Origin of the sequence: Gracilibacillus phocaeensis (assembly GCF_900626275.1) — a bacterium.
Taxonomy (GTDB): Bacteria; Bacillota; Bacilli; order Bacillales; family Amphibacillaceae; genus Gracilibacillus; species Gracilibacillus timonensis.
Genome location: NZ_LR131145.1, coordinates 796,602 through 819,590 on the forward strand (window position 1 = coordinate 796,602; position 22,989 = coordinate 819,590).

Sequence of the window (22,989 nt, forward strand, 5' to 3'; positions counted from 1 at the left end):
TAATTGCTGTTTATTGTAGGATGCCCCTCTCCATCTTTTCAAGCAATAACACTATTTTTGGATAGGAAAAGCGCTGTTTTTACCATTCCACTGATTCCCTTCCACTATCACCATTTTTCTTCCTTCACACGCAAAAAAGGACACAAAATAGGCAATTAACGTTATTCCTATCATCCTCCTATTCCTGTATTCTCTAAAGAAAACAGCACTAGCAGGAGGAGATAACATGATCAAAAAAGGCTTTGTAATGGAAGTATACCCGGATATGCATGAAGAATATCAAAAAAGACATGAAGAAATTTGGCCAGAAATGGTCGAAGCCATCCAAGCTCATGGTGGACGTAATTATTCGATTTTTTTAGAAAAAACTACTCATCAACTCTTCGGCTATATCGAGATAGAAAGCGAGGATAAATGGCAGCAATTAGCGAAAACGGACATTAACCAAAAATGGTGGGAATACATGGAGCCTGTTATGAAAACTAATCCAGATAATAGCCCCGTTACCACAAACCTGAAACTTGTATTTCATTTAGAATAGCCAGTATTATTTCCATGACAGACTCAAGACAAGGATGGATCCAAGCTGGAAAATCCCCAAAACAGGCGAATTCTAGTATACTATTACTAGACACTTTTGGAAACGCATTCACAAAAGGAGTGAGAGCATGTATTTGGAAAAGTTGTTTGGTCTGTCAGGAAAAACAGCGGTAATTACAGGCGGAAGTATGGGAATTGGTCAAGTGCTTGCTATTGGTTTAGCACAAGCTGGGGCAAGGGTGTTTATTCTTTCAAGGAGCTCTGCAACACATGTAGTAGAAGAAATCTCCATGGTAAACGGAGAAGCCCATTGGATCGAGACAGATATAACAAAAGAGGAGCAGATAGAACAGGCGATTCAGCAAATTCTCGCACAGACAGGTGGAATTGATATATTGGTGAACAATGCTGCCATGTGCATTCACGAGAGATCACTGGCATCCACTTCAGAGAAATTCAGCAAGGTGATGAATCTAAATGTTAATGCACAATTTGTCATAAGCAAGTATGTGGCACAAGCAATGGTTGACAAGGGAACGGAAGGCAACATCGTCAACATTGCCTCGATGTCCGGTTCCATTGTCAACATACCGCAAATGCAGGCTGCCTATAATGCCTCCAAAGCGGCACTGATTCATTTAACCAAATCTTTAGCCGTTGAATGGGCAGAATACGGAATTAAGGTGAACAGCCTAAGCCCAGGTTATGTGGCAACCAACATGTCGGTGAATACGCCAGAAGCATTAAGAGACACTTGGTCCGAGTTGATTCCAATGAAACGAATGGCCAAACCGGAAGAACTGATTCCGCCACTGTTATTTTTAGTCTGTGACAGCTGTAAATACGTTACCGGCAGCGATATTATCGTTGATGGTGGATACACCGCATTTTAAGGAATGGTTAATAATGGATCGACAAACGTTTTAAAACGTGATTTATCGCCCATAAGCGCACAATGACATAAGTTGTGCGCTTGTTTAAAACACGATTAGACCTCTAATCCCCCACGAAATCCTCTGGCACCATAGTAAGATTCTGCCCCATTATGATATAAAAACACATGTCCAAAACGGTAATCACAGAAAAGCGCCCCACCACGTTCTCGAATATCAGATGGTGTCTGCACCCAGCTTGAAGTCTTCTTATCGACTTCTTCCAATTCTTGCAACTGGCGATATTGTGCTTCTGTCAACAAGACAATTCCCATATCCTGCGCCATACCTACTGCACTATTTTCTGGTTTATGCTTTTTCCTTGATTCCAGTGCTGCATGATCATAGCAAACACTTCTCCGGCCTTTAGGGCTTTCTGCGGCACAATCATAAATCATATAGACATCTTTTTGTTCATCGTAGCCAACAACATCCGGCTCACCACCTGTTCTTTCCATCTCATGAAGCGACCATAGTTTGTTGTCGTCAGCCTCTAACCTTATTTGAATAGCGTTCCATTCCAACCCTTGATGACGATGCATGTTCGTTTCAAAGCGGGTTTGTAGCGTTTTCCATAATTCCTCGCGCTGTGTTTCGTTGATCATTGACATGGTTTGTTCCCCCTAATGATGGTTTTAGCGTAATGGTGCTTTTAGTTTACAACAAGGGAGGTGTGAAAGTAAATGGAATACAGTTGATTCAACTATTTTGTTATATGAAAAAGCGTTGCAAAAAGGGAACTATTATCCTCTGCTTTGAGAAGGCCAGTACCTCTTTGTACAGACATTCCAGACATTTTCAAACAAACTTTGTCCCTTTTGACCTCGACCTCCTACTTCACATGTTGTATTAATAAAGGTAGCCTTATACAACGGAGGAGGAAAAATAATGAATACACACCCCCATCTTGATCAATTAGAGGCAGAGGCTATATATATTATGAGAGAAGTAGCAGCAGAATGTGCTAATCCTGTCATGCTTTATTCAATTGGAAAAGATAGCTCTGTGATGCTGCATTTAGCATTGAAAGCTTTTTACCCAGAGAAGCCACCTTTTCCTTTTATGCATATTGATACCACCTGGAAATTCAAAGAAATGATAGCCTTTCGTGATCGGAAGGCACACGAATTGAATATTGAAATGATTGTTCATACAAATCAAGAAGGTGCGAACCAAGGTATCAACCCATTTGATCATGGTGCAAGCTATACCGATATTATGAAGACACAGGCTTTGAAACAAGGTTTAGATAAATATGGGTTTGATGCAGCCTTTGGTGGCGGACGTCGTGACGAAGAAAAATCACGTGCCAAAGAAAGAATTTTTTCCTTTCGCAATAAGAATCATGCCTGGGATCCCAAAAATCAAAAGCCAGAAATGTGGAAATTGTATAATACACGAATGCATAAAGGAGAAAGCATGCGCGTATTTCCTCTGTCTAATTGGACAGAAAGGGATATCTGGCAATATATTCTGCAGGAAAAAATAGATATTGTTCCTCTCTATTTCGCGAAAGAACGGCCAGTCATTTATCGTGATGACAATATGATCATGGTGGATGACGATAGAATGCCGTTAGCACCACACGAAAAAATTGTAAACAAAAAAATCCGCTTCCGTACGCTAGGTTGTTACCCGTTAACTGGAGCTCTAGAATCCGAAGCGGACACGCTTGATAAAATTGTCGAAGAAACATTGGGAGCTGTTTCATCAGAGAGAACCAGCCGTGTAATCGATCAGGAAGCGACAGGTAGTATGGAACGACGTAAACGAGAGGGGTATTTCTAAAAATGAAAGGATTATTGAAATTTATTACATGTGGCAGTGTAGATGATGGCAAATCCACTCTCATCGGGCATATGTTATATGACGCCAAACTTCTATTTGCTGATCAAGAAAAGGCTCTGGAATTAGAATCAAAAGTAGGAAGCCGCGCTGGAGAAATCGACTATTCTTTACTTTTGGATGGTTTAACTGCTGAGCGTGAACAAGGTATTACGATCGATGTAGCTTATCGTTATTTCACTACAGAAAAGCGCTCTTTTATTGTAGCCGATACCCCTGGTCATGAAGAGTATACAAGAAATATGGCAGTTGGAGCCTCCTATGCTGACTTAGCCATTATTCTAGCGGACGCCACCAAAGGTATCGTACCTCAAACTAAAAGACATGCCAGAATTTGTTCTTTGATGGGCATCAAACATTTCATATTAGCCATCAACAAAATGGACCTAGTTGGATTTGATCAAAAGAGATTTCAAGCAATTAAAGATGAATTCCTGCAAATGACTTACCAAATGAACTTAGATGGTATTCAAGTGATTCCTGTATCTGCTACAAACGGGGACAATATTACTACTCACTCCACTAATACATTATGGTATAAAGGGCCGGCGTTATTACCTTATTTAGAAAAGATAGATACACACACAGAGGAAGCACAAGAGGAATTTATACTGCCCATTCAGAGAGTCAGCCGCCCCAATCATGATTTTCGTGGCTTCCAAGGACAAGTGGCAGCTGGAGGCATTCGCATAGGTGACGAGTTAATGGTTCTCCCTAGTAAAGAAAAAGCAAACGTGACTTCCATTCTTACCACAGATCAAACGACAGAACGAGCCCATTATGGTAAACCAGTCACCATTCAATTAAACCGAGAAGTAGACGTATCTCGTGGATGTGTATTAACTACTTCTGATCAGATACACGTCACAGATATGTTTACAGCGACACTCCTATGGATGGATGATACAGAATTAATAGAAGGAAGAAATTATTTGATCAAACTCGGAACCCTCACCTTGCCTGGAACGGTCATGTCGATTAAACACAAAATAGATATTAATACTGGAAAAGAAATTCCATCCGATCGAATTTTCAAAAATGAATTGATTACATGTGATATTTCCTTAGCAGAGAAAGCAGTCTTTGATACATTTGCACATAACAAAACATTAGGAAGTTTTATTTTAATAGATAGAGTTTCCAACACGACGTCTGCTTGTGGAATAATCAAATATCCACTCCGCCGTTCTACAAATGTCATTTGGCAAGAAACGGATGTATCACAAGAAATAAGAGCTAAGCAGAAACAGCAAACACCGCTAACCATTTGGTTTACCGGTTTATCTGGCTCTGGCAAATCCACACTTGCCAATGAGGTAGAAAAAAGATTAGTTACTTTAGGTCATCATACCATGCTTTTAGATGGAGATAATGTGCGGCATGGTTTAAATAAAGACTTGGGATTTAAGGAAGGCGACCGGGTGGAAAATATTCGCCGCATCGCTGAAGTCGCCAAGCTTATGAATGAAGCAGGTTTAATTACGATTGCCTCCTTTATTTCGCCTTATCAAAACGATCGGCAGCAAGCAAACGACATTATTGGCAGTAAATATATTGAAATATACGTAAGTACACCTCTAGAAGAATGTGAAAAACGTGATGTGAAAGGATTGTATCAAAAAGCACGTGCCGGAGAGATCCCGAATTTCACAGGCATCTCCAGCCCTTATGAGGTCCCAGTACAACCTCATTTAACCATTGATACAAGTGAATATTCCATTGAAGAAGCAACTGAGCTCATTTTAAAAGCCGTTCTGGAGGCTGTTCAAACATAACTTTAACATTTGAATGGTGGAGACCTTCTCGGATAAGTTCTAGTCAGGGGTCTCCATTGACTTAAAAAGTAAAGCCGTTTGATAAATGTATACATCCAGCCTCTTCTGACTGTTGTTCTTTAAACATGTTGTCCTGATTGACCATGAATATGTCTGAATCAGTAGCGCATTCCACAGTAAGGTGTCTTATACTAATGATAAATAGTTTGGAGGGATTCCCCTATGAAAATTATCATGCTTTCTTTAGATTCATTACGTGCCGATCGTTTAGGAAGTTATGGCTATCATAAACCTACCAGCCCTTATATAGATAAAATAGCGTCAGAAGGTGCCTTATTTGAACAAGCTTTTGCTTCTGATATCCCTACAGAAGCAGCACACACGTCTATTTTCACTGGCAAGGTTGGTTTAAACCACGGAATTGTGTCTCATGGTTCTAATCTTACCCATTTAAATAAAACACCTCAATGGCTACCTACTATCCTAAAACAAGCAGGCTTCACCACTGCTGCTGTCGATAATTTGTACCAATTGAAAGAATGGTTTGCACGCGGATACAGATATTATATTAATAGTGTGGGAGACAAAAGGTGGATTGATGGTGAGTTAGTAACCAGTTTGGCTAAGGATTGGCTGAAAGAGCACGCCGATGAAGATTTTTTCCTTTTTCTTCATTATTGGGATCCCCACACACCTTATTTGCCGCCAAAAGAGTATATTGAACCCTTTTATGGTGCCGAAAAAAACTCCTACGATAAAGCAAATAATAGCATGAATCCTGCATACAATCATACCGCTTACCCATTCTTTAAGCAGCACCATTTTGATCATATTGGAAATATAAGGGATGCTGGTTATGTCAATGCATTGTATGATGCAGAGGTGCGTTATTTAGATGATAAGATCAAAGAACTGGATCAGTACTTGGAAGAGTTACAAATAAAAGAGGATACGCTGCTTATTTTATTCGGAGACCATGGGGAGAGTTTGACAGAGCATCAAATCTACTGGGATCATTGCGGCTTATATGATGTAACAGTACGCGTCCCGCTTATTATGAGATGGCCGCACCATATCCAGCAAAATAAACGCGTCAAGGGCATGGTTCAACATGTCGACTTGCTCCCAACCATTTTGGAAGGCGTGACCCAAGCTAAAGAAAAACAATTTAACGACTACCAAATGGACGGAAAAAGTCTGTGGCCCTCCCTTTCAGGACAAGAAGATGGGACGCATTCTACTATCTTTTTAAGTGAATGTGCCTGGCAAGCCGCAAGAGGAATTCGGACCGACCAATTTAAATTCATTAAAACATGGGATAGTGGGTTGTTTGATAGACCACCCAGAGAGCTTTATGATATCAAAATCGATCCATATGAAACGCATAATCTCGCAGAAGAACAACCAGATACAGCAGAGCAATTCGAGAAAGAACTACACGTATGGATAGAAGAAACACTAACCGGCCAAGAAGATCCTTTAGAAAAACAGCTAAAAGAAGAAGGGCTTCCCTTCAAGAAACGGATAGAAAAGGTATTACAACAAGTCGGACTGTCCTGGGAAGAATGGCAGAAGAACCCTTCCAAGGAAAGATACGATCAATTGCTACATGCCAAGCTACAGCATAAAGATTAATAGATAGAGTGGGTAAATGTGATTTGCCCGCTCTCTTATACATCTTGCTTCTCATCGATCAGTATTCACATGTGGCTTTTCTCTTCTTTTCTCTACATGCAAAAGGGCAAAATAAACAGAAAACATAAACAGAAAAATAGCTGCACCGGGGCCGAATATAACCAAAAAGGCTGGCGAATAGGACGAGATAAATTGTAAAATAATCAAGCCACTAATAATCATTAGACTACTTAAAGGGGAAACAATCATTAACAAAAAAGCATGCTTTATTAATGTAAAGATGGTTAAATCAATATGAACCATTAATCCAAAAGAATAGATACAAGTCAATGTAGCCAACAACGAGATGATAACTAGTAAATACCCAAAAACCGAAAACAGCCAACCATCCACCCCCACTATTAATTGAAAGTATATATACAAAGTCAAACCTACCAGTAATGCTAAATAACCTAACAGATTCGCCCGCCAAAATTCCCGTTTTGTATAGGTGAAGAATTTCTTTGTGATGGATATATCGATATTGCCTAATAACCATTGCCGCGATATAGCAAATACCGCAGCTGTAGCAGGAAAACACCCTAGCACGAATAAGCCCAATATGGAAGAAACTATCCAGAGTAAGGTTACATAAGCGAATTTTAATATCCACTCTGGAATGCGCAGTATACCGTATGCTGCCATTTTCATGCCCTCCTTTCCCCTAGCATAAACCAATAGCCAACTTTTCACGTACAGCTAAACGAAAGCCATGACACCAGTATAAATGTCATGACTTATTAATCATTAATCCTTTGCTTGCAACGTCCTTGCCTTTGTAATCGATCCAAGGTATAACTTATCATAAGCTTCCTGCGATGACTTGAAAGGACCCGTTCCTAGTCCGTGATAATTATCATTGGTTACCATCGGATTGATTCTCCCTGTTTCTTGCTCTCTTTGCTGAATATAGGCATTCATTCTTCGCCGCAATAACTCAACCATTTCTGGCTCTTGTTCGGCCAGATTATGATTTTCTCCAGGATCCTGAACCAAATTATACAGCTCCGTGGCAGGCTTAAAGTGAAAATCTGGTTCCAAAGCTTCAATCAGCTTCCACTCAGCTGTGCGCCAGCCATGCTTCCTCATCCAAGTACATTCCGTGATATAAAATTCCGATATTTTCTCATATGCTCCACCATTTATAAGTGGCAATAAACATTGTCCATCCATTGGTAGGCTGACATCGATATCGAGTAAATCAAGAATAGTTGGCATAATATCTTTAATCAACGTAACGTCTGTCACCTTTTTGCCTGATGGGAGTTTGCCAGGAAACTTCAAAATTAGCGGCACGACCAAGCAATTATCATAGGTTCCATGGTGATCAAAATAACAATCATGTTCATACAATGTTTCTCCGTGGTCAGAGGTAATAATCACCAAAGTCTCTTCTTCAATCCCTAATTCCTCAATAGTTGCGAAAATGTTTTGAATACAAGCATCCATATATGCTACAGCACCTTCATATTGTGCGGTCACATATCGTTGATCGGTTACTCCTTCAGGAATCCATGACTTAAAGAAATCAGCATGCGGCTTAAACTGATAAACTGCCTCCATAGAATGTTCATTCGGATCCTTCTCATTTCCATCATAGAACATTCTTTCAAATGGCCTTGGTGGCAGATACGGCGAATGAGGATCCATATGCCGCATAAATAAGAAGAAAGGCTGATCTTCCTGGTGCAGTCTTTTTAATTCTGGAATGGCTACTGCATTCAAATTCTCAGCCTTCGGGCACCTACCTGTTTCATCTGGCTGCCATGCTTCATAATCTAAATACTGCTGAAATCCTCGCGCAGATGGATTATCTGTAAATCCAATACATGTCGTATTGTAACCTTCATCGTTCAGTACTTCTGCAAGCGTCTTTCCTCTTATCTTCCCTTGATGACGTAGCGCAACGACGTCTGAACCAAAACAATCTAACCCCGTCAGCATGGAGGCATAGCCTGGTGTTGTGGGAATACTTGGGCTAAAATGTTGTTCAAATAACACTCCCTCGCTTGCTGCCTTATCCATATGCGGAGTGGTCAACTTACGGTATCCATAACTGCTCATAAAATCTCGTCTCAAACTATCAATTCCAAAAAGTATGACATTAGGTTTTGCCAAACTGATTTCCTCCTTTAATTGTTTTGTAGACCTTTCATCGTATTATGATTGCCGGATTGATAATACTGGCTGCGGTGTCCCACTTTTCTCACGGTACTTACCTGGAGAACAGCCTACCTTTCTAGTAAACAATCTCGTAAAAAATGCTGGGTCATCATATCCTACCTCTAACGCTACTGAGATAATTTTTGCATCTGATTCGGCCAATAGCTTCTTCGCTCGATAGATACGGACATGATGCATGTACTCTACAATCGTTTTTCCGGTTTCTTCTTTAAAAATACGATTAAGGTGTCGGGAGCTAAGATTAAATAATGACGATAAATTCGCAAGCGTCAATTTTTGATCATAGTGGCGTTCCAAGTAGCCAGCAATTCGTTTAATCAGTGTCTTTCTTTCCAGCTCTTTTCTATTGAGCTGAAAAGTAGTATCTCCATGCACATACATTCGGGATAATTGAATAAGCAACTGGACCAATTGCAAGCGAATAACCGGCTCAAAACCATTCTGTCTTGTTTGATATTCATTCGCCATTTTCACGAACATAGATTGAATTTCTGCTGCTGCCTCACCTCTTAAATTAAGGCACCTATGAAAACGTTCGCAATTATCCAAAAATGGATGCACATAAAAATAATCCATTGAATTAGTAATACCCAAACCTCTTAATAAATTTTCATCAAATAAAGCAGGAGTAAACAAGCAATTAAATATCTCCACTTTTTGTTGAGGAGCTATATAATAAGTATGTTCTTCATCAGGATTGATAATGAATACATCTCCAGCAAATAACTGATAGGATCTGCCATCACATACATGCTCCCCCTGTCCTTCAATCACATATACTAACTCGACAAAATCGTGACCATGTAACGGAGGAGTATCTTGCATCGTGTGTACTATGCGATTAATAGAAAATGGGAATTCTTTCTTATTGAGATACTGACTACTTGTAAGTCGCAATCTGATTCCGCCCTTCCGATTCTTTTATGCTAAGGATGGGACCTCTATAACTGCACCGCCTTCCAGCTGCGAGCGAATCGCCGCCTCAATTACCTCCTGCCCAGCCAACGCATCCGCTCCAGAAGCCTCCATATCCTCAGGTGATACACCGTCTTCTATTTGCTGAATAAAATGTTGTAACCGATTCTTGAATGTTTCCTGGAAGCTGCCCACACCCGTCATAATAGAATTGCGCAACACCAACAATTCGTCTTGTTGATGAGGATAAAAGGTAAAATTCTCATACACATTATCAATAACAAATCTCCCCTTATTTCCCGCAACTTCACAATATTCGATTGGATGGCGCCCCGCCATGTCATAACTGCCCGTTAAATGACCAACAGCACCCGAAGCAAATTCTAGGTTAATGGATGCTGTGGACCAGATTTCCCTTCCTGGCGCCTTTGTCATAAATGCCTGCACCCGCTTGATGTCCCCAGCAAAATAGCGCATCACATCAATCGAATGTGGGTGTAATGCCCTTAAATGAAACCATGGGCTTGTTTCAGCAGGATTTTGAATCGTTAATTTCATATTGACAAAGAGAAGTGCTCCCAGCTCATCATTATCAATTAATTCCCTACCTTTATAAGCAGCAGGGACAAAGCGATGATTTAAGTTACTTACTAAGCGGACATTCTTCTCTTTTGCCAACTTCACCATTTCCCTTGCTTTCTCAATGTCATTGGAAATTGGTTTTTCGACTAAAACATTTTTTCCTGCCTCAATGGCTATTACAGCTGGCTCATAATGATCTCCCCCGTTTTCCAATCCTGCCGTCGCGATACTGACCACATCAATCTCAGCTTCTCGTAACATTTCTTTTAAATCCAGAAAACCTTTTACGCCATAATGCCGGGATAACTCTTCTACTTTGTCTTCCATAACATCACACACTGCTACTAACTCGACATTTGGATCTTCCATATAGTACTTACAATGTGTTTTTCCGATATTACCTAGCCCAACAACTGCTACTTTTTGCATTGTTTATGCCCCCTTATTGTTCTGTGCCTCACTCATTAATCTAGTTAAATAACCTTTACTCTCCGCTGCAATAGCCGTCACTTGCTCTAATGGATACTCATTAGCCCCAATGATCTCCAAAACCGTTGCACCTTGATAATTGATGTCTGCCATTTTGTTTATTACACCCTCCAAGGGAACAGTTCCACGCCCAGCTGTCTGAAATTCCGGAGCAGAAATGGATAATTGTTCCATAAATGTATCACGAATGTGCGTATGAATAATATGTTCCTGCAATGCATCCAAAGCTTGAACTGGATCATCGCCTACACGTCCTACATGGGTCGCATCAAAATTCAGTCCTAAAGACGGGTGTTGAAACGCTTTCAATAGCTGCAAAGCAGACGAGGTATTATAAACACTTTGACCATAATGTAGCTTTAAGGCATACTTAATACCAACATCATGAGCCGCTTGTGTCAGCTCTTCCACTGCTTTTACAGATTGTTCAAACAGTTCTGCATTATCGGACTCGCCTGCACTTCCTGTTGTAACCATTGGTATCCCTAATTTTGCCGCTCGTTCAAAAACTCGTTTTGTCCGTTCGCGATTTTCTGGCTCTAAAATATTCGTAGCAGCTTCTACACAATACAATTCCAGCTCTTTTTCTGTTACTAATTTCCGAATCTCTTCTAACTGCTGGTCATTTGCATCGGCAGCTAGGTGCTCTGCCATCCCAACGATAGATGCAAGTTCCACACCATCATATCCACAAAATTTGATATTATTTACCGCTGTCTTTAAGTCGAATCCACCAAATAGTACGGTATTCACACCTAATTTCATCTCATTTCCTCCCTACTGTCATTTTTTGTTTCACACATGTTTGTGTAAGTGGTTTCATTATAAGATACATTCATTGCCTTCTGCATTGCGCATGTAGTCGCTGGTGTGGTCGATCGGGACATGGATTTTATTATCCCTTTACCGCACCTGCCGTCATACCATCCACTATTTTCTTATTAAAGAAAATAAATAATATTAAAGGTGGGATAGAAATTAAGAGAACATCTGCAAATAACAAATGATACTCCGTTCCATATATACCAGTAAAATTGTATAACGTAAGCTGTACTGTAGCATTATCAGCTCCTGGAAAAAAATACAACATATTCTCAAAATCATTATAAATCTGGATAGATGATAATACAATAACAGTCGATGTAACAGGTTTCAATAATGGAAAAATGATCCGAAAGAATAAATTGAACGGACCACAACCATCAATAAGAGCCGCTTCATCTAGCTCTTTAGGAATTGTTGCTACAAAAGCTGTATAGAGTAAACAAGCAAATGAGAAGTGTATCCCTGCTTCTAATGCAATAATACCTGGAAATGTTTTGAATAATCCCAAGCTTTGCAATAACCAAATAGTTGGAACAATAGAGGGCGGAATCATTAGACCAATTAAAATAACATAATTGAGTTTTTTCGATAAACCTGCTCTTCTCGCTAATACAAAAGCAGCCATAGAGCAGATAATAATAATAATAGACAGCGAAAACATCGTAATAATTGTGCTATTAAAAAAAGCTCGAATAACTACTCCATCATTTAATGCCAATACCTCTCTATAATTCTCCAAAAGTTGAAAGTTTTCTGGAAATGACAAATTCAATTGTGAAGCTCCGGCCCTATCCTTAAAAGAGTTAATGATCACAAAGTAAAAAGGTACCCCAAAAAAGATTAAAGCTATCAGAATAGCTAGTGCTTCATATAGCTGTAAACCACGTTTAGACTTTTTCTTTGCATTTTGCAATTCTTTTTTCCATGTCTCCTCATTATTATTTTGCTGGAATGATTCTTTTGGATTCATCTCGTTCAAACTCATAAATCCACCTCATTTCGATTAAGCAATTTAAAGATTGGAAACGCTATTAAAGCTACAAATAAAAACAACAGAACATTTCCTGCAGTTGATAAACCATAAAAACCTGCTGCATACTGTTTATAGACAATAGAAGCTAAAAGATCCGTACTAAATCCCGGTCCTCCCCCTGTCATGGCCCAAACTAAATCGAAGGTTTTAAGGCCACCAATAAGAGCAAGAATAATAACTGTATTCATCGCAGGACGTGACAATGGCAATGTAATATGCCAAAATGCTTGAAATGAATTACCTCCATCAATCCTCAATGCTTCGTAATAATGTTTAGGGATTGCCATTAAGCCTGCTATAAAAATAACAGTTGCAATCCCTACGCCTTTCCAAATATCTGTCATGGCAACAGACAATAAAGCAATACTGGGGTCACCTAACCAATTGGGGCCTGTGATACCAAGAAAAGATAATACTGTGTTAATGACTCCATTAGTAGGATGCATCATGGAACTAAAGGTAAAACCCACCGCAATAGTACTTAATAGTGCTGGAAAAAAAACAATTGATCTTAGAAAATCTTTATTTCTAATTTTAGAAGTTAGAAATACCGCTAAACACAATCCTATAACAACTTTACCTCCCATGGTAGTGAAAGCAAAAATTAAAGTATTTCTAAAACCAATTCGTAAAGAGGGTTCTTGAAAAAACTGAATAAAATTATCCAATCCAATGAACTCCCAATCTGTCAATGTCCACCATGTAAAACTATAAAAAAAGGACAATCCAGTAGGAATCAGAAAAAACACTCCATAGATTAACAAAGCTGGAACAAGAAAGATAAAAGGGTACATGCTATTCACTGACCTATTCATAAAATCATTCTCAACTCCTTTAAACACCTTATCGTCTTTTATTATTGGCTGAGCTCAGTGTGAAGAACATTACGCATAAACTTATAAGTCCTTTGCTGCTTATAACATGCCTGGTTCAGCATAAATAACAGAACCAAGCATGCATATTTGGTGATTGCTTACTATTACTGATTAAAAAAAAGAAAAATATTCATTTTCATGATATATCTTTACCTTTTAATCCCAACCCAAATCAAGCTGCTTCGCTTGTTTCTCAACATCATCATCGTACATTTCAGCTGCTTCTTGAGAGCCCATTGTTCCACTTCCCACAGATGTACATATTTGTGGAAGATTAGGACCTTTAATTGGTGAGACAAATTCCAATGCAGGCGCTATATTTCCTTCATCAAAATACTCCTGCATCTGTTCCACTGCTGGAAAGGCATCCTCTGGTAATTCCACACCTTCCAAGACGTATGGACCAATACTTTTAGATTCAGATTCATAAGCCTCAATACCTTCATCTGAAATATAATACTCCAACCATTGCTTAGCCACTTCAATATGTTCACTTTCCTTATTAATCATAATAGCGTCAGGCATCCATGTGGTTAAACCATTAACTTCTGGACTGTCACTTGGTTGCGGAAATACTCCTATATCATTCACAAGTTCGCCATGATTCTCTTCAATAATTGGAAGAACCTGTGTCAGCATTGGATAATGAGCACCAGTTCCTTCTGCCAGCATTTGCATCCCTTGATCATAGGTTGCTACACTGTAATCATCATTCATAAATCCGCCTTCATAAAGGGATTGAATTCGCTCAAATCCTCTTAACGCTTCCGGAGTATTAGTGAATTTGGCTTTACCTGCTGTATAATTCTCAGCAAAATCAGGGACTTCCGCTTGAACATTATAAAAGTCCGCTAAAATCGGTAGTTGAGAAGTCCATGATTCACCATAAGTTGTAATAACAGCTGTTTTGCCAGATTCTTTAATTTTTTTGTTGTTGTCCATTAACTCATCCCATGTTTGTGGAATTTCAAGCCCTAATTCTTCATAAACCTTTTTGTTATATAGCCATGCCCCCACTTGACTGGATTTACCAGGAACTGCGAATTGCTGATCGTTTGCCATTGTTACTTCTTTAAAAGAATCCATAACACGATCCATGAATGGCTCATCTTTAATGTCTACAAAATATTCCGACGGATTTAGACTCATCAATAGAGAACCTGAATTAAATAACGTTAAATCGGTCATCTCGCCAGTTGCTAACCTAGTTTTAACAACATTTTCACCTTCTGGCCCTCCTGGTCTAACTTCTATTTTGGTTTTTATATTTAAATCCTCTTCTATAGCTTCAACAACTGCTGCAAATCCTGGTTCTGAAGAAACAGTTTCTGAAACCAGCATCGTTAGCTCGACTACCTCATCACTATCATTATCGGCTGTGTTCTCCCCAGATTCTGAATTAGATGATGTCGAATCTTCACCGCAAGCTGCTAGCAAAAACATACACAAAGTAATAATAAATAATAGAAAACCCTGTTGTTTAATCTTATTCATTAAAAGCAACCCCTTCTAGCTAAGCTATTTGTTAGCGTTTTCATTTTTTGCGAAACAACTTTTCAATCTCCCCCCACAGCTTTAACTTAACAGCACCTTCTACTGATTCTTCAGCACCACCTCCGAGCTTGCTAAATGAAGTATTAAAACCGTAGTCCAATTATATGGTGAATATAAACCAGAGAAAACTGCTGATTTTAACTATTTCAGGGGTTATTTTTCACTATTTTATTTTTATATAGAAATATCATAAAAGCTTCTTTATATACTCCTTTGGCGTTATACCAATGATTTTTCGAAATACTTTTCGGAAGTGTTTAGAATCTTTATAACCTACTAATTCACTCACTTCAGAAATTTTGAGTACTCCATTTTTAAAATACTCCTGTGCTTTTTGGATTCTATATGCGGTAAGATATTCCGTGAAATTCATATTCGTTTGTTCTTTGAATTCTCTTGAAAGATAACTCAAACTGACATGATGGGCTTCTGCAAATTGCTGAAAAGTAATATTATCAAAGTAATACTCATGAATCCATGTTTTCACTTTAGGAATTAAATGTTTAGGTGCTATTTGCGGCTCAGCTACTGATAAAATAAGATGATCAAATAATTTAGTCAACCAGTGACGTAAATCAGAAAAAGTAACTAGTCTGTCTAATTCCGACAAAAAACTGTCTATTTCATCGTTTTGAAAGGTTTCTTTCAAGTTTCGATGCAGTTTAAACCAAATTGCATAATACATATCAAGCAAAAATTGATTTAATTGTCGTTGTGTAACCTGCAAAAGCTCCATGCACTCTATTAATATATCTAATTGTGGTGCAATAGAAGCAAATGTTTGGCGTTGTAAGTATTGTTCAATCACTCGTATATTGTCCCACCATTTACTTAAATCTTTCTGTGATTCTTTCTCTTCGTAAATAATGATAGTACTAGTGCCAAATTTTTTATTTTTCTGCATAAGATGGTGGGCTTGTTGAAATGCATCAATCAATCGTTGATTCTTATCCTTTTTGTAAATACAAAGATGAATTTGATCCGTCATATTCCATTGGTAAAACCACTCTAGTACAGAATTATGTTGTACTCTATTTTCTGGTTGTAACAATAACATTCTTTGTTCATCGAGTTGCAAAAACCACCCTGATTGATTTCTCATTTCAGATTTAATTTTACAAACAGAGTTTTTATTTATCGGAGCTGACCAGTTTCTTAGTAAAATATATATTAGTAAATAAGACTTATCCTCAAATAGACTTAAATTTTCATGATCTTTAATTGATTCTGGATTAGCCAACAATTGACTGATTGTCCACAATTGTTGATCTGTTATTTGAAGCTTATGTGTGTAAATTTGATCAATTATGCTATCAATTGTTCGATATAAAACTTCCTTCTTTATCGGCTTTAATAAGTAGTCTTTCACCCCTAGTTGTATTGCTTCCTTTGCATAGTCAAAACTATCATGGACAGTTAATAATACAAATTTTGTATCATCTTTAATTGATTTCATACGCTTTACAAGTTCTACCCCATCCATTACAGGCATAGTAATATCCGTTATAACTAATTCTACTTCATTTATTAATGCGTGCTGATAAGCTTCTTCTCCGTCCTCAAAAAAGAAAATTTGATGCTCTCTTTTATATCGTTCAAATAGTATTTTCAATTCTTCCAGCGCCCAGTACTCATCTTCTACGACATATATATTCACCGGTACCTCCCCCATCTATAATTTATCGTTCGTTTCAAATGGTAATGTTAAAGTAACTATTGTACCTAAATGATTAGATTCAAACTCTATACCATATTGATATCCATAAAGAAGCTTAATTCGTTGTACTACATTTACTAAACCCACACCTTTCCCCTGTGGATTTAGTATGCTATTTTGTATACTCTTTTTTAACCCTGCTAGATTTGCTGGTGATATACCTGTACCATTATCTTTTACCTTGATTATTAATAGATTCCCATTTCTAAGTACATGAATATTTATGACTCCATCCTTTCTTCGGTATTCCAAACCATGAATAATAGCATTTTCCACTATTGGCTGAACTAACAATTTGGGAATTAATGCGTGCTTAGCCTCTTTATCCAGCACTACCACATTCTTAAACCTGCCAGCAAACCGATACTGTTGAATTTTAATATAATTATTTATATGTCCTAATTCATTTTCTAGCGGTACCTTTGCTTCTAGATCTTTAGTTGTATATTTAAAGAGATCTGCCAATGCCTCTGCTATTACTGCTACCTCTTCTACTCCTTTCACACGACTAGCTGATTTCATCACATTTAATGTGTTATATAAAAAATGAGGGTTGATTTGTGATTGCAATGCAGAAATTTTCGCATTTTTCTCGGCAATACTCGATTCATATACTTCTACAATTAACTTATTAATGCTATCCAGCATATTGTTATACACTCGTATAAGTACATCCAACTCCTGATTATTAGTTAACTCCATTCGGTCAGTCAAATCACCTTTTTCCACTCTTTCCATTCTTTCCCTAAGAAGAATTAATGGTCTGGAAATATTATGTGATAATGAGTAAGAAATAATAGCAATAATAAACATCACGATGATACCGGCAATAGCTATAACAACGAGCACTCGATTGCGTTCTGAAACCATTACAGCATTATCTATCAAGATGACAGTGTTCCACTTGGTAAATGAAGATATATTATTAGCAAATAGGTAGAAATGATTCTTCCATTCCAACAATAAATCATTTGATTCATCTGGTATATCAATATCTATTATCGTTCCCTCCCTTTCACCTTTGTCATCTAGCACAACCTTATTATCTGAGTCTATGATAAATACATTTCTATATTCATCCATAATATCTACATCTTCTATTTGTAATAATTTATCAAATACGGCTGTATGTATATCAATTTTTATAAAGCCTATTTGTTGACCTCTAGGTATTTGATAAATATTCCTTACCAATGAAACAACTGGTTCTGGCTCCTTATTAGATAACATTTCATCATGAGTTGGCAGTAAAATAAAATCATTATTAGCCTGTTCGTTTAACTCATCCATCCACTCCTCTCTCTTTTGATTATGACTTATAACTAATCCTCTACTTTTTCGATATTCAAATTTGGAACCTGAGGCACTATATAATGTAACTCCTTCTACTTGACTATTCGGATAAACCTGATTAAATATAATTGGATATAAATTCGCTTTTGCTTCTACGTCATTCATTTCATTATCGTAACTATAATTCCATAACATATTTTGTATGTAAGAGTCAGCGAAAATAGACAAAGAGAGACGGTTTACATCCTCAAAATATAAATCGATAGTTTGGGAGAACTGCGTAGATAATTCATTGGATAATGAATTAGTTTGTTTTCGCATATCATGAACATAGAATAAGAAGCTCACAAGTCCTACAATAGTTACCATCAAAAAGAAAGCGCTACCAAAAGTAATGAACATTTTTGTTTTAAAGGTAAGAGCATGGAATTTATTTTTCATATATCCTCCTTAACAGCACTTATATTGTTAGCCATTATATACACACCTAGGCAAAACTGCAATTATATTTTTACTGAATATATGATGGCGTAATATGCTATATTAATGGCGAGATAAGCAATGCTTTTGGCAATGATTTTGATTATCATAAAAAGTAAGTGCGCCTTATCCAGACGATTCAATAAACACTATATAACACAAAGGCAAGGTTGAAGTAGTTATCCGTATGATGAGAGTCACACACTTATGAATTTTTATGAAAAGAACCCTATGGGATGGGAGCAAATTTGGAAACTATTGTTTGTTATGAACCAGAATTATTTTTTAAAAAAAGAAAACCTATACTCCAAAAAGGTTATGCCATTATAAACATAAAACGAATTGGAGTATGCGGAACCGACCTACACGCTTATATAGGGAATCAACCTTTTTTGGAGTATCCAAGAGTTTCAGGGTATGAATTGGCAGGGGTTATTAGTGCGGTTGATGGAAGGAGATCAGATAGCTGTCATTCCATATATGCAATGCTACAAATGTTGTACTTGTCAGAAAGGACTATATAATTGTTGTAAATATTTAAAGGTGATGGGAGGCCACTTTGATGAAGGTATGACTGAACAAATATCCGTTCCAATCGATCATCTGATTAAAACTAACCAACTAACGTTAGATCAAATTGCTATTATATAACCTCTGAGTATTGGTGCACACGCAGTGAGGCGCTCTCAATTAGAGAAAGGAGAATATGTTCTTGTTATTGGTGCTGAATCGATAGAATTAGGAATTATGCAAACCGCTAAGCAAAAAGAGATTACGATTTTCAAGGGAATGGGCAAATTTTGATCATACTATCTATTTATTTGATCACCCTATCGAACAAATGAAAAGGATTACAACCAGATGTATGCCAGCTGTTGTATTTGAAGCTTCGGGCAACAGTACGTCAATGATAGAGGCCTTTGAATACACTACTCATCGAGGAAAGTTAACATATGTTGGTTTGGTAAAAGCAGACATCACGTTTTCTGAGTCATTATTTCATTCTAAAGAACTAACTTTAATGGCGAGCCGGAATGCTACGCTTGAAGATTTTCACTATGTTATAGAATCTATTGAAAAAGGGGGTAATTGACACCAATAGCTGTATTACACATATAGCGATTTTCGATGACGTGAGTAATTCATTTGAACAATGGTTAAAACCTGCCTCAAGTGTAATCGAAGCAATGATACATTGCAATCGTTATCAATGATTATTTTCAAGGTTAACCCTTTACTGAAAGCAGGAAATTACGATCGTGTTCGAACTTCTCCTGCATTTCGTAATCCAAGAATAATTGTTATTATCTATACTTCAATTAAAATTTTTAAAAGAAAAAGAGAGGGATCATTAAGTGGATCAACCAATAAAAATCGCAATTGTTGGTGCTGGTGGTGTATCTGATAGCCATGTCGATGGATGGAAAAGATGTGATGATGTAGAAATCATTGCTGTCATTGATGTCGATGAGGCACAAGCAAAGTCAAAAGTTGAGAAATGGGAAATAAAAGCAAATGTTTTTCAAACAATAGAGGCATTGGTTGAATGGGATCGTCCAGATTTAGTCGACATATGCACACCAGAACATATTCATAAACTCATGGGGCTCAAGGCAATAGAACATAACATACCAGTATTTTCAGAAAAAATTCTGGCAGCCAGCCTTGAAGATGGCTTTGATATGGTAACTGCTGCAAGAGAAACTGGCATCTGGACAGCCATTAATTACAATTATCACTACTTCCCTTGCTTTTCGATATTGAAACAGATCGTAAAAAAAGGAGAAAATGGGACAGCACAGGAAATGTATGTTCAAACTCATTCTTTCTGCTTTCATCATGTTCTGGAAACGTTAATATGGATTTTTGGAATGCCTGCCACCGTATATGCAGAAGATACAAATAGAGATTGGCCTGAGTTCTTAGTGGATCAATTTAAGATAGCTGAAAACTTAGTTTATATTCCTAATAATTCTTTTTCTGTAAAAATGGAATTTAAATCAGGATTGACTATCCATGTGAACGCCTCCATGCAGCAAAGTCTCAACAGCCTCCCATTCTCTTATTTCTGTTTATTTGACTCAGGAAAGGTACTTCATACTACCGAACTGGATTGGGAAAATGACATGATTGGTAAAGTACATTGGTTACCTAATGGAGAAAATCTTGTAAAGAGAGAAGATTTTACCGTAACTTCTAACACCCTTGGCTTTAGAGCATCTGTTCATCAAGTATCTAAGCACTTTATTAACAAGCAACAAGCACCTTCCACTTGGGACGATGGCTGGAATGTCATGGTAGTCGATCACGCCATCTATATATCCGGTTTACAAAAAACAAAAATAAACGTTTTAGAAATAAAGAAGCATTTAGAAAATACATTAGGAGAGTCTGCTCATGAATAAACAACTGCTAGGAATTAGCACCTTAACCTGGTCTCATACACCCGTATTAACTGCTATTAACAAAGCTAAGGAACTAAATTTTAAATGGATTGACCTTGGGATCTTAAATAATTGGACGGATATTACTCCAGAACTACTTGCAAAAGACTTTGAACACTATCTCACTGCTATCGAACAAGAATTAGAAGCAACCAATCTATGTGTAGCCTCTATTAATTCTAATTTTGGCAAAAACCATGCAGAAATAGAAGCCCAATGTTTAGCGTTATGCAAAGCTGCCAAACGATTAAACAGTGCTGCAGGAGTGACATTCCCTTCTGGAAACCCAAATGATGGATGGAATAAAGGATTAGATGAGTTAAAGATAGCTTATAAAATATTTAAAGAGCAAGGAGTCAATTTGATGGTAGAAACGCATTGTTTTCAATTCACCGAAAACATAGACGATACAATGCGTTTACTTGATCGTTTCCCTGGGCTTCGTTTGACATTAGATGCCAGTCACTATATCGTACAAGGTTATCAGCCAGATGATTGGAAGAAATTACTACCATGGGTTAGTCATTGTCATATCAGACCTTGTGGAAACCAAGGCTTTGATACAATTCAAGTAGAACTAGATCAAGCAGTTCCACACTCATTAAATTGGCCACAATCCATGTTAGAATGGGGTTATACTGGTTTATTCACCTTTGAGATTATTGATGAGATGAAGATTGAAAATACGTCAAAAACGACAATGACGATGTACGATTCCTTATTGAAATAGTTAACCAAGCTTTCATGCACTCATTTACTGGCGGTATACTATATTTTTATTCCACCAGTAAATGAGTGCATGTGTCACTTATTGTTCCTTTTCAGATTCATTTTGCACTTTAGTAAGATGGGGTGTCACCATTATGAATTCCAAAACAACATTAAAGAAACACTAAAATCCAGCATTATACTTTTTGTAGTAACCTGGAGAACAACCCACTTTCCGACGAAATAAACGACTAAAGAATGCTGGATCATCATAACCCACTTTCAATGCTACGTTTATCACCTTATCATCTGAATCTATCAAGTAATCTTTAGCTCTATCAATTCTTATTTGGTGAATCATATCCGTTACAGTTAGCCCTGTATGCTGTTTGTAAATACGATTTAAATGCCGAACGCTTATATTAAAAACATTAGCTACAACAACAGTAGAAACCTTTTCATTGTAATGCTTTAATAAATAATTGTTAATTTCTTTTATGAGTAATATCTTTTCATTATTCATGTAGCTAGTTTGAAAAGGAGTTATTTCTTTTGCATTGTCGTTGTTAATGAAATTCCTAGATAATAGCATTAACAATTCAACAAAACGCAACCAAATAATAGGAAGTGAATCAGAAGTATTGCCATCCAGTTCTTCTTTCATGCTGAGCAATATCTGCTTTATTTTTTGAGCATTGTCTTTTTCCAGTTTTATATGGGGATTAATCTGACTTTTATTATTTAATAGCGATTTAATATCTAAGCTACTCATAAAACTAGTTAAGTTAAATTTAGCAATATAGGTTAGTTGAATTTGCTCTAGTGAAAATTTACACCTAATCATTTCTAATTGATCCGATGACTTAACAGATAAAGAGTGCCGTTCACCTGGATAAACAATAAATAGATCATTAGCAGATAGCAGTCTACTTTCCTTTTCTTTTGTTTCCAGTTTCATATGGCCACTTTCCACAAACAAAAGTTCAAAAAACTCCTGACTTTGAACAGATGTTTTATTAGTCTCTTTATATATGACTTTTTCCATCCATATCGGATCCGTTATATTTTTATTGTACCTCTCTTTACTAATAATCACTTCATCACTACCCCTATATAATTAGTTA

The 22,989-nt window shown here is 37.4% G+C and carries 21 protein-coding genes and 1 pseudogene; 10 read left to right on the forward strand and 12 right to left on the reverse strand.

From position 1 onward, the window contains the following. Positions 1-226 precede the first annotated feature (226 nt). Both rhaM and E0E32_RS19880 read left to right on the forward strand, forming a co-directional pair. A complete protein-coding gene (rhaM, locus tag E0E32_RS19875; protein WP_066190055.1) occupies positions 227-541 on the forward strand; it encodes an L-rhamnose mutarotase in 315 nt (104 codons plus the stop codon). Positions 542-668: 127 nt separating this feature from the next. Beyond that, entirely contained in the window at positions 669-1,433 is a 765-nt protein-coding gene (locus E0E32_RS19880; protein ID WP_130860614.1) for an SDR family oxidoreductase, read from the forward strand. Between the two features lie 95 nt (positions 1,434-1,528). Here the strand turns inward: E0E32_RS19880 and E0E32_RS19885 are convergent, their stop codons facing one another. Beyond that, complete coding sequence (locus tag E0E32_RS19885) at positions 1,529-2,083, reverse strand: DUF4256 domain-containing protein (protein WP_066190053.1); 555 nt, start codon at positions 2,081-2,083, stop codon at positions 1,529-1,531. Between the two features lie 277 nt (positions 2,084-2,360). Between E0E32_RS19885 and cysD the strand changes: the two genes are divergently transcribed. The 3 genes from cysD to E0E32_RS19900 all read left to right on the forward strand — a co-directional run bounded on the left by cysD (position 2,361) and on the right by E0E32_RS19900 (position 6,727). After that, a complete protein-coding gene (gene cysD / locus E0E32_RS19890) occupies positions 2,361-3,260 on the forward strand; it encodes a sulfate adenylyltransferase subunit CysD (RefSeq protein ID WP_130860615.1) in 900 nt (299 codons plus the stop codon). A 2-nt stretch (positions 3,261-3,262) separates the two neighbouring features. After that, the gene (cysC, locus tag E0E32_RS19895) at positions 3,263-5,092 is read left to right on the forward strand and encodes an adenylyl-sulfate kinase (protein ID WP_130860616.1); all 1,830 of its coding nucleotides are present in this window, start codon (positions 3,263-3,265) and stop codon (positions 5,090-5,092) included. 222 nt (positions 5,093-5,314) lie between these two features. After that, positions 5,315-6,727 (forward strand): sulfatase-like hydrolase/transferase, encoded by a 1,413-nt coding sequence (locus E0E32_RS19900; protein ID WP_130860617.1) that lies wholly within the window; start codon positions 5,315-5,317, stop codon positions 6,725-6,727. 51 nt (positions 6,728-6,778) lie between these two features. Here E0E32_RS19900 and E0E32_RS19905 read toward each other — a convergent pair whose 3' ends face one another. From E0E32_RS19905 to E0E32_RS19950, 10 genes are all read right to left on the reverse strand, one after another. Beyond that, positions 6,779-7,411: a YesL family protein gene (locus E0E32_RS19905; RefSeq protein WP_165445101.1), complete on the reverse strand. Its 633-nt coding sequence runs from the start codon at positions 7,409-7,411 to the stop codon at positions 6,779-6,781. Between the two features lie 102 nt (positions 7,412-7,513). Continuing rightward, complete coding sequence (locus E0E32_RS19910) at positions 7,514-8,884, reverse strand: sulfatase family protein (protein ID WP_130860619.1); 1,371 nt, start codon at positions 8,882-8,884, stop codon at positions 7,514-7,516. A 42-nt stretch (positions 8,885-8,926) separates the two neighbouring features. Further along, a complete protein-coding gene (locus tag E0E32_RS19915) occupies positions 8,927-9,847 on the reverse strand; it encodes an AraC family transcriptional regulator (protein ID WP_130860620.1) in 921 nt (306 codons plus the stop codon). A 24-nt stretch (positions 9,848-9,871) separates the two neighbouring features. After that, on the reverse strand, positions 9,872-10,876 hold the full coding sequence (locus E0E32_RS19920; protein ID WP_130860621.1) for a Gfo/Idh/MocA family protein: 1,005 nt from the start codon (positions 10,874-10,876) through the stop codon (positions 9,872-9,874). Positions 10,877-10,879: 3 nt separating this feature from the next. After that, a complete protein-coding gene (locus E0E32_RS19925; RefSeq protein WP_130860622.1) occupies positions 10,880-11,701 on the reverse strand; it encodes a sugar phosphate isomerase/epimerase family protein in 822 nt (273 codons plus the stop codon). Positions 11,702-11,831: 130 nt separating this feature from the next. After that, positions 11,832-12,731, reverse strand: coding sequence for a carbohydrate ABC transporter permease (locus E0E32_RS19930; protein ID WP_130860623.1), 900 nt, complete (start codon positions 12,729-12,731; stop codon positions 11,832-11,834). A gap of 11 nt (positions 12,732-12,742) precedes the next feature. Continuing rightward, positions 12,743-13,609, reverse strand: a complete 867-nt coding sequence (locus E0E32_RS19935) for a carbohydrate ABC transporter permease (protein ID WP_130860624.1) — start codon at positions 13,607-13,609, stop codon at positions 12,743-12,745. Positions 13,610-13,825: 216 nt separating this feature from the next. Beyond that, positions 13,826-15,163 carry an ABC transporter substrate-binding protein gene (locus E0E32_RS19940; protein ID WP_130860625.1) on the reverse strand — a complete coding sequence of 446 codons (1,338 nt, stop codon included), beginning with the start codon at positions 15,161-15,163 and terminating at the stop codon, positions 13,826-13,828. 247 nt (positions 15,164-15,410) lie between these two features. Then, positions 15,411-16,880, reverse strand: a complete 1,470-nt coding sequence (locus E0E32_RS19945) for a response regulator transcription factor (RefSeq protein WP_165445102.1) — start codon at positions 16,878-16,880, stop codon at positions 15,411-15,413. A 15-nt stretch (positions 16,881-16,895) separates the two neighbouring features. After that, positions 16,896-18,674: a sensor histidine kinase gene (locus tag E0E32_RS19950; RefSeq protein WP_130860627.1), complete on the reverse strand. Its 1,779-nt coding sequence runs from the start codon at positions 18,672-18,674 to the stop codon at positions 16,896-16,898. A 275-nt stretch (positions 18,675-18,949) separates the two neighbouring features. Between E0E32_RS19950 and E0E32_RS22750 the strand changes: the two are divergent. The 5 genes and pseudogenes from E0E32_RS22750 to E0E32_RS19965 all read left to right on the forward strand — a co-directional run bounded on the left by E0E32_RS22750 (position 18,950) and on the right by E0E32_RS19965 (position 21,887). Then, positions 18,950-19,364: pseudogene (locus E0E32_RS22750) on the forward strand (alcohol dehydrogenase catalytic domain-containing protein). Between the two features lie 24 nt (positions 19,365-19,388). Continuing rightward, complete coding sequence (locus E0E32_RS22755) at positions 19,389-19,517, forward strand: hypothetical protein (RefSeq protein WP_286172011.1); 129 nt, start codon at positions 19,389-19,391, stop codon at positions 19,515-19,517. A gap of 7 nt (positions 19,518-19,524) precedes the next feature. Next, positions 19,525-19,806 carry a zinc-binding dehydrogenase gene (locus E0E32_RS22760; RefSeq protein WP_286172034.1) on the forward strand — a complete coding sequence of 94 codons (282 nt, stop codon included), beginning with the start codon at positions 19,525-19,527 and terminating at the stop codon, positions 19,804-19,806. A gap of 262 nt (positions 19,807-20,068) precedes the next feature. After that, a complete protein-coding gene (locus E0E32_RS19960) occupies positions 20,069-21,118 on the forward strand; it encodes a Gfo/Idh/MocA family protein (protein WP_130860628.1) in 1,050 nt (349 codons plus the stop codon). Beyond that, positions 21,111-21,887, forward strand: coding sequence for a sugar phosphate isomerase/epimerase family protein (locus E0E32_RS19965; RefSeq protein WP_130860629.1), 777 nt, complete (start codon positions 21,111-21,113; stop codon positions 21,885-21,887). Before E0E32_RS19960 ends, E0E32_RS19965 begins: the two co-directional genes overlap by 8 nt. Positions 21,888-22,049: 162 nt before the next feature. Here the strand turns inward: E0E32_RS19965 and E0E32_RS19970 are convergent, their stop codons facing one another. Beyond that, positions 22,050-22,961 carry an AraC family transcriptional regulator gene (locus E0E32_RS19970; protein WP_130860630.1) on the reverse strand — a complete coding sequence of 304 codons (912 nt, stop codon included), beginning with the start codon at positions 22,959-22,961 and terminating at the stop codon, positions 22,050-22,052. Positions 22,962-22,989 lie beyond the last annotated feature (28 nt).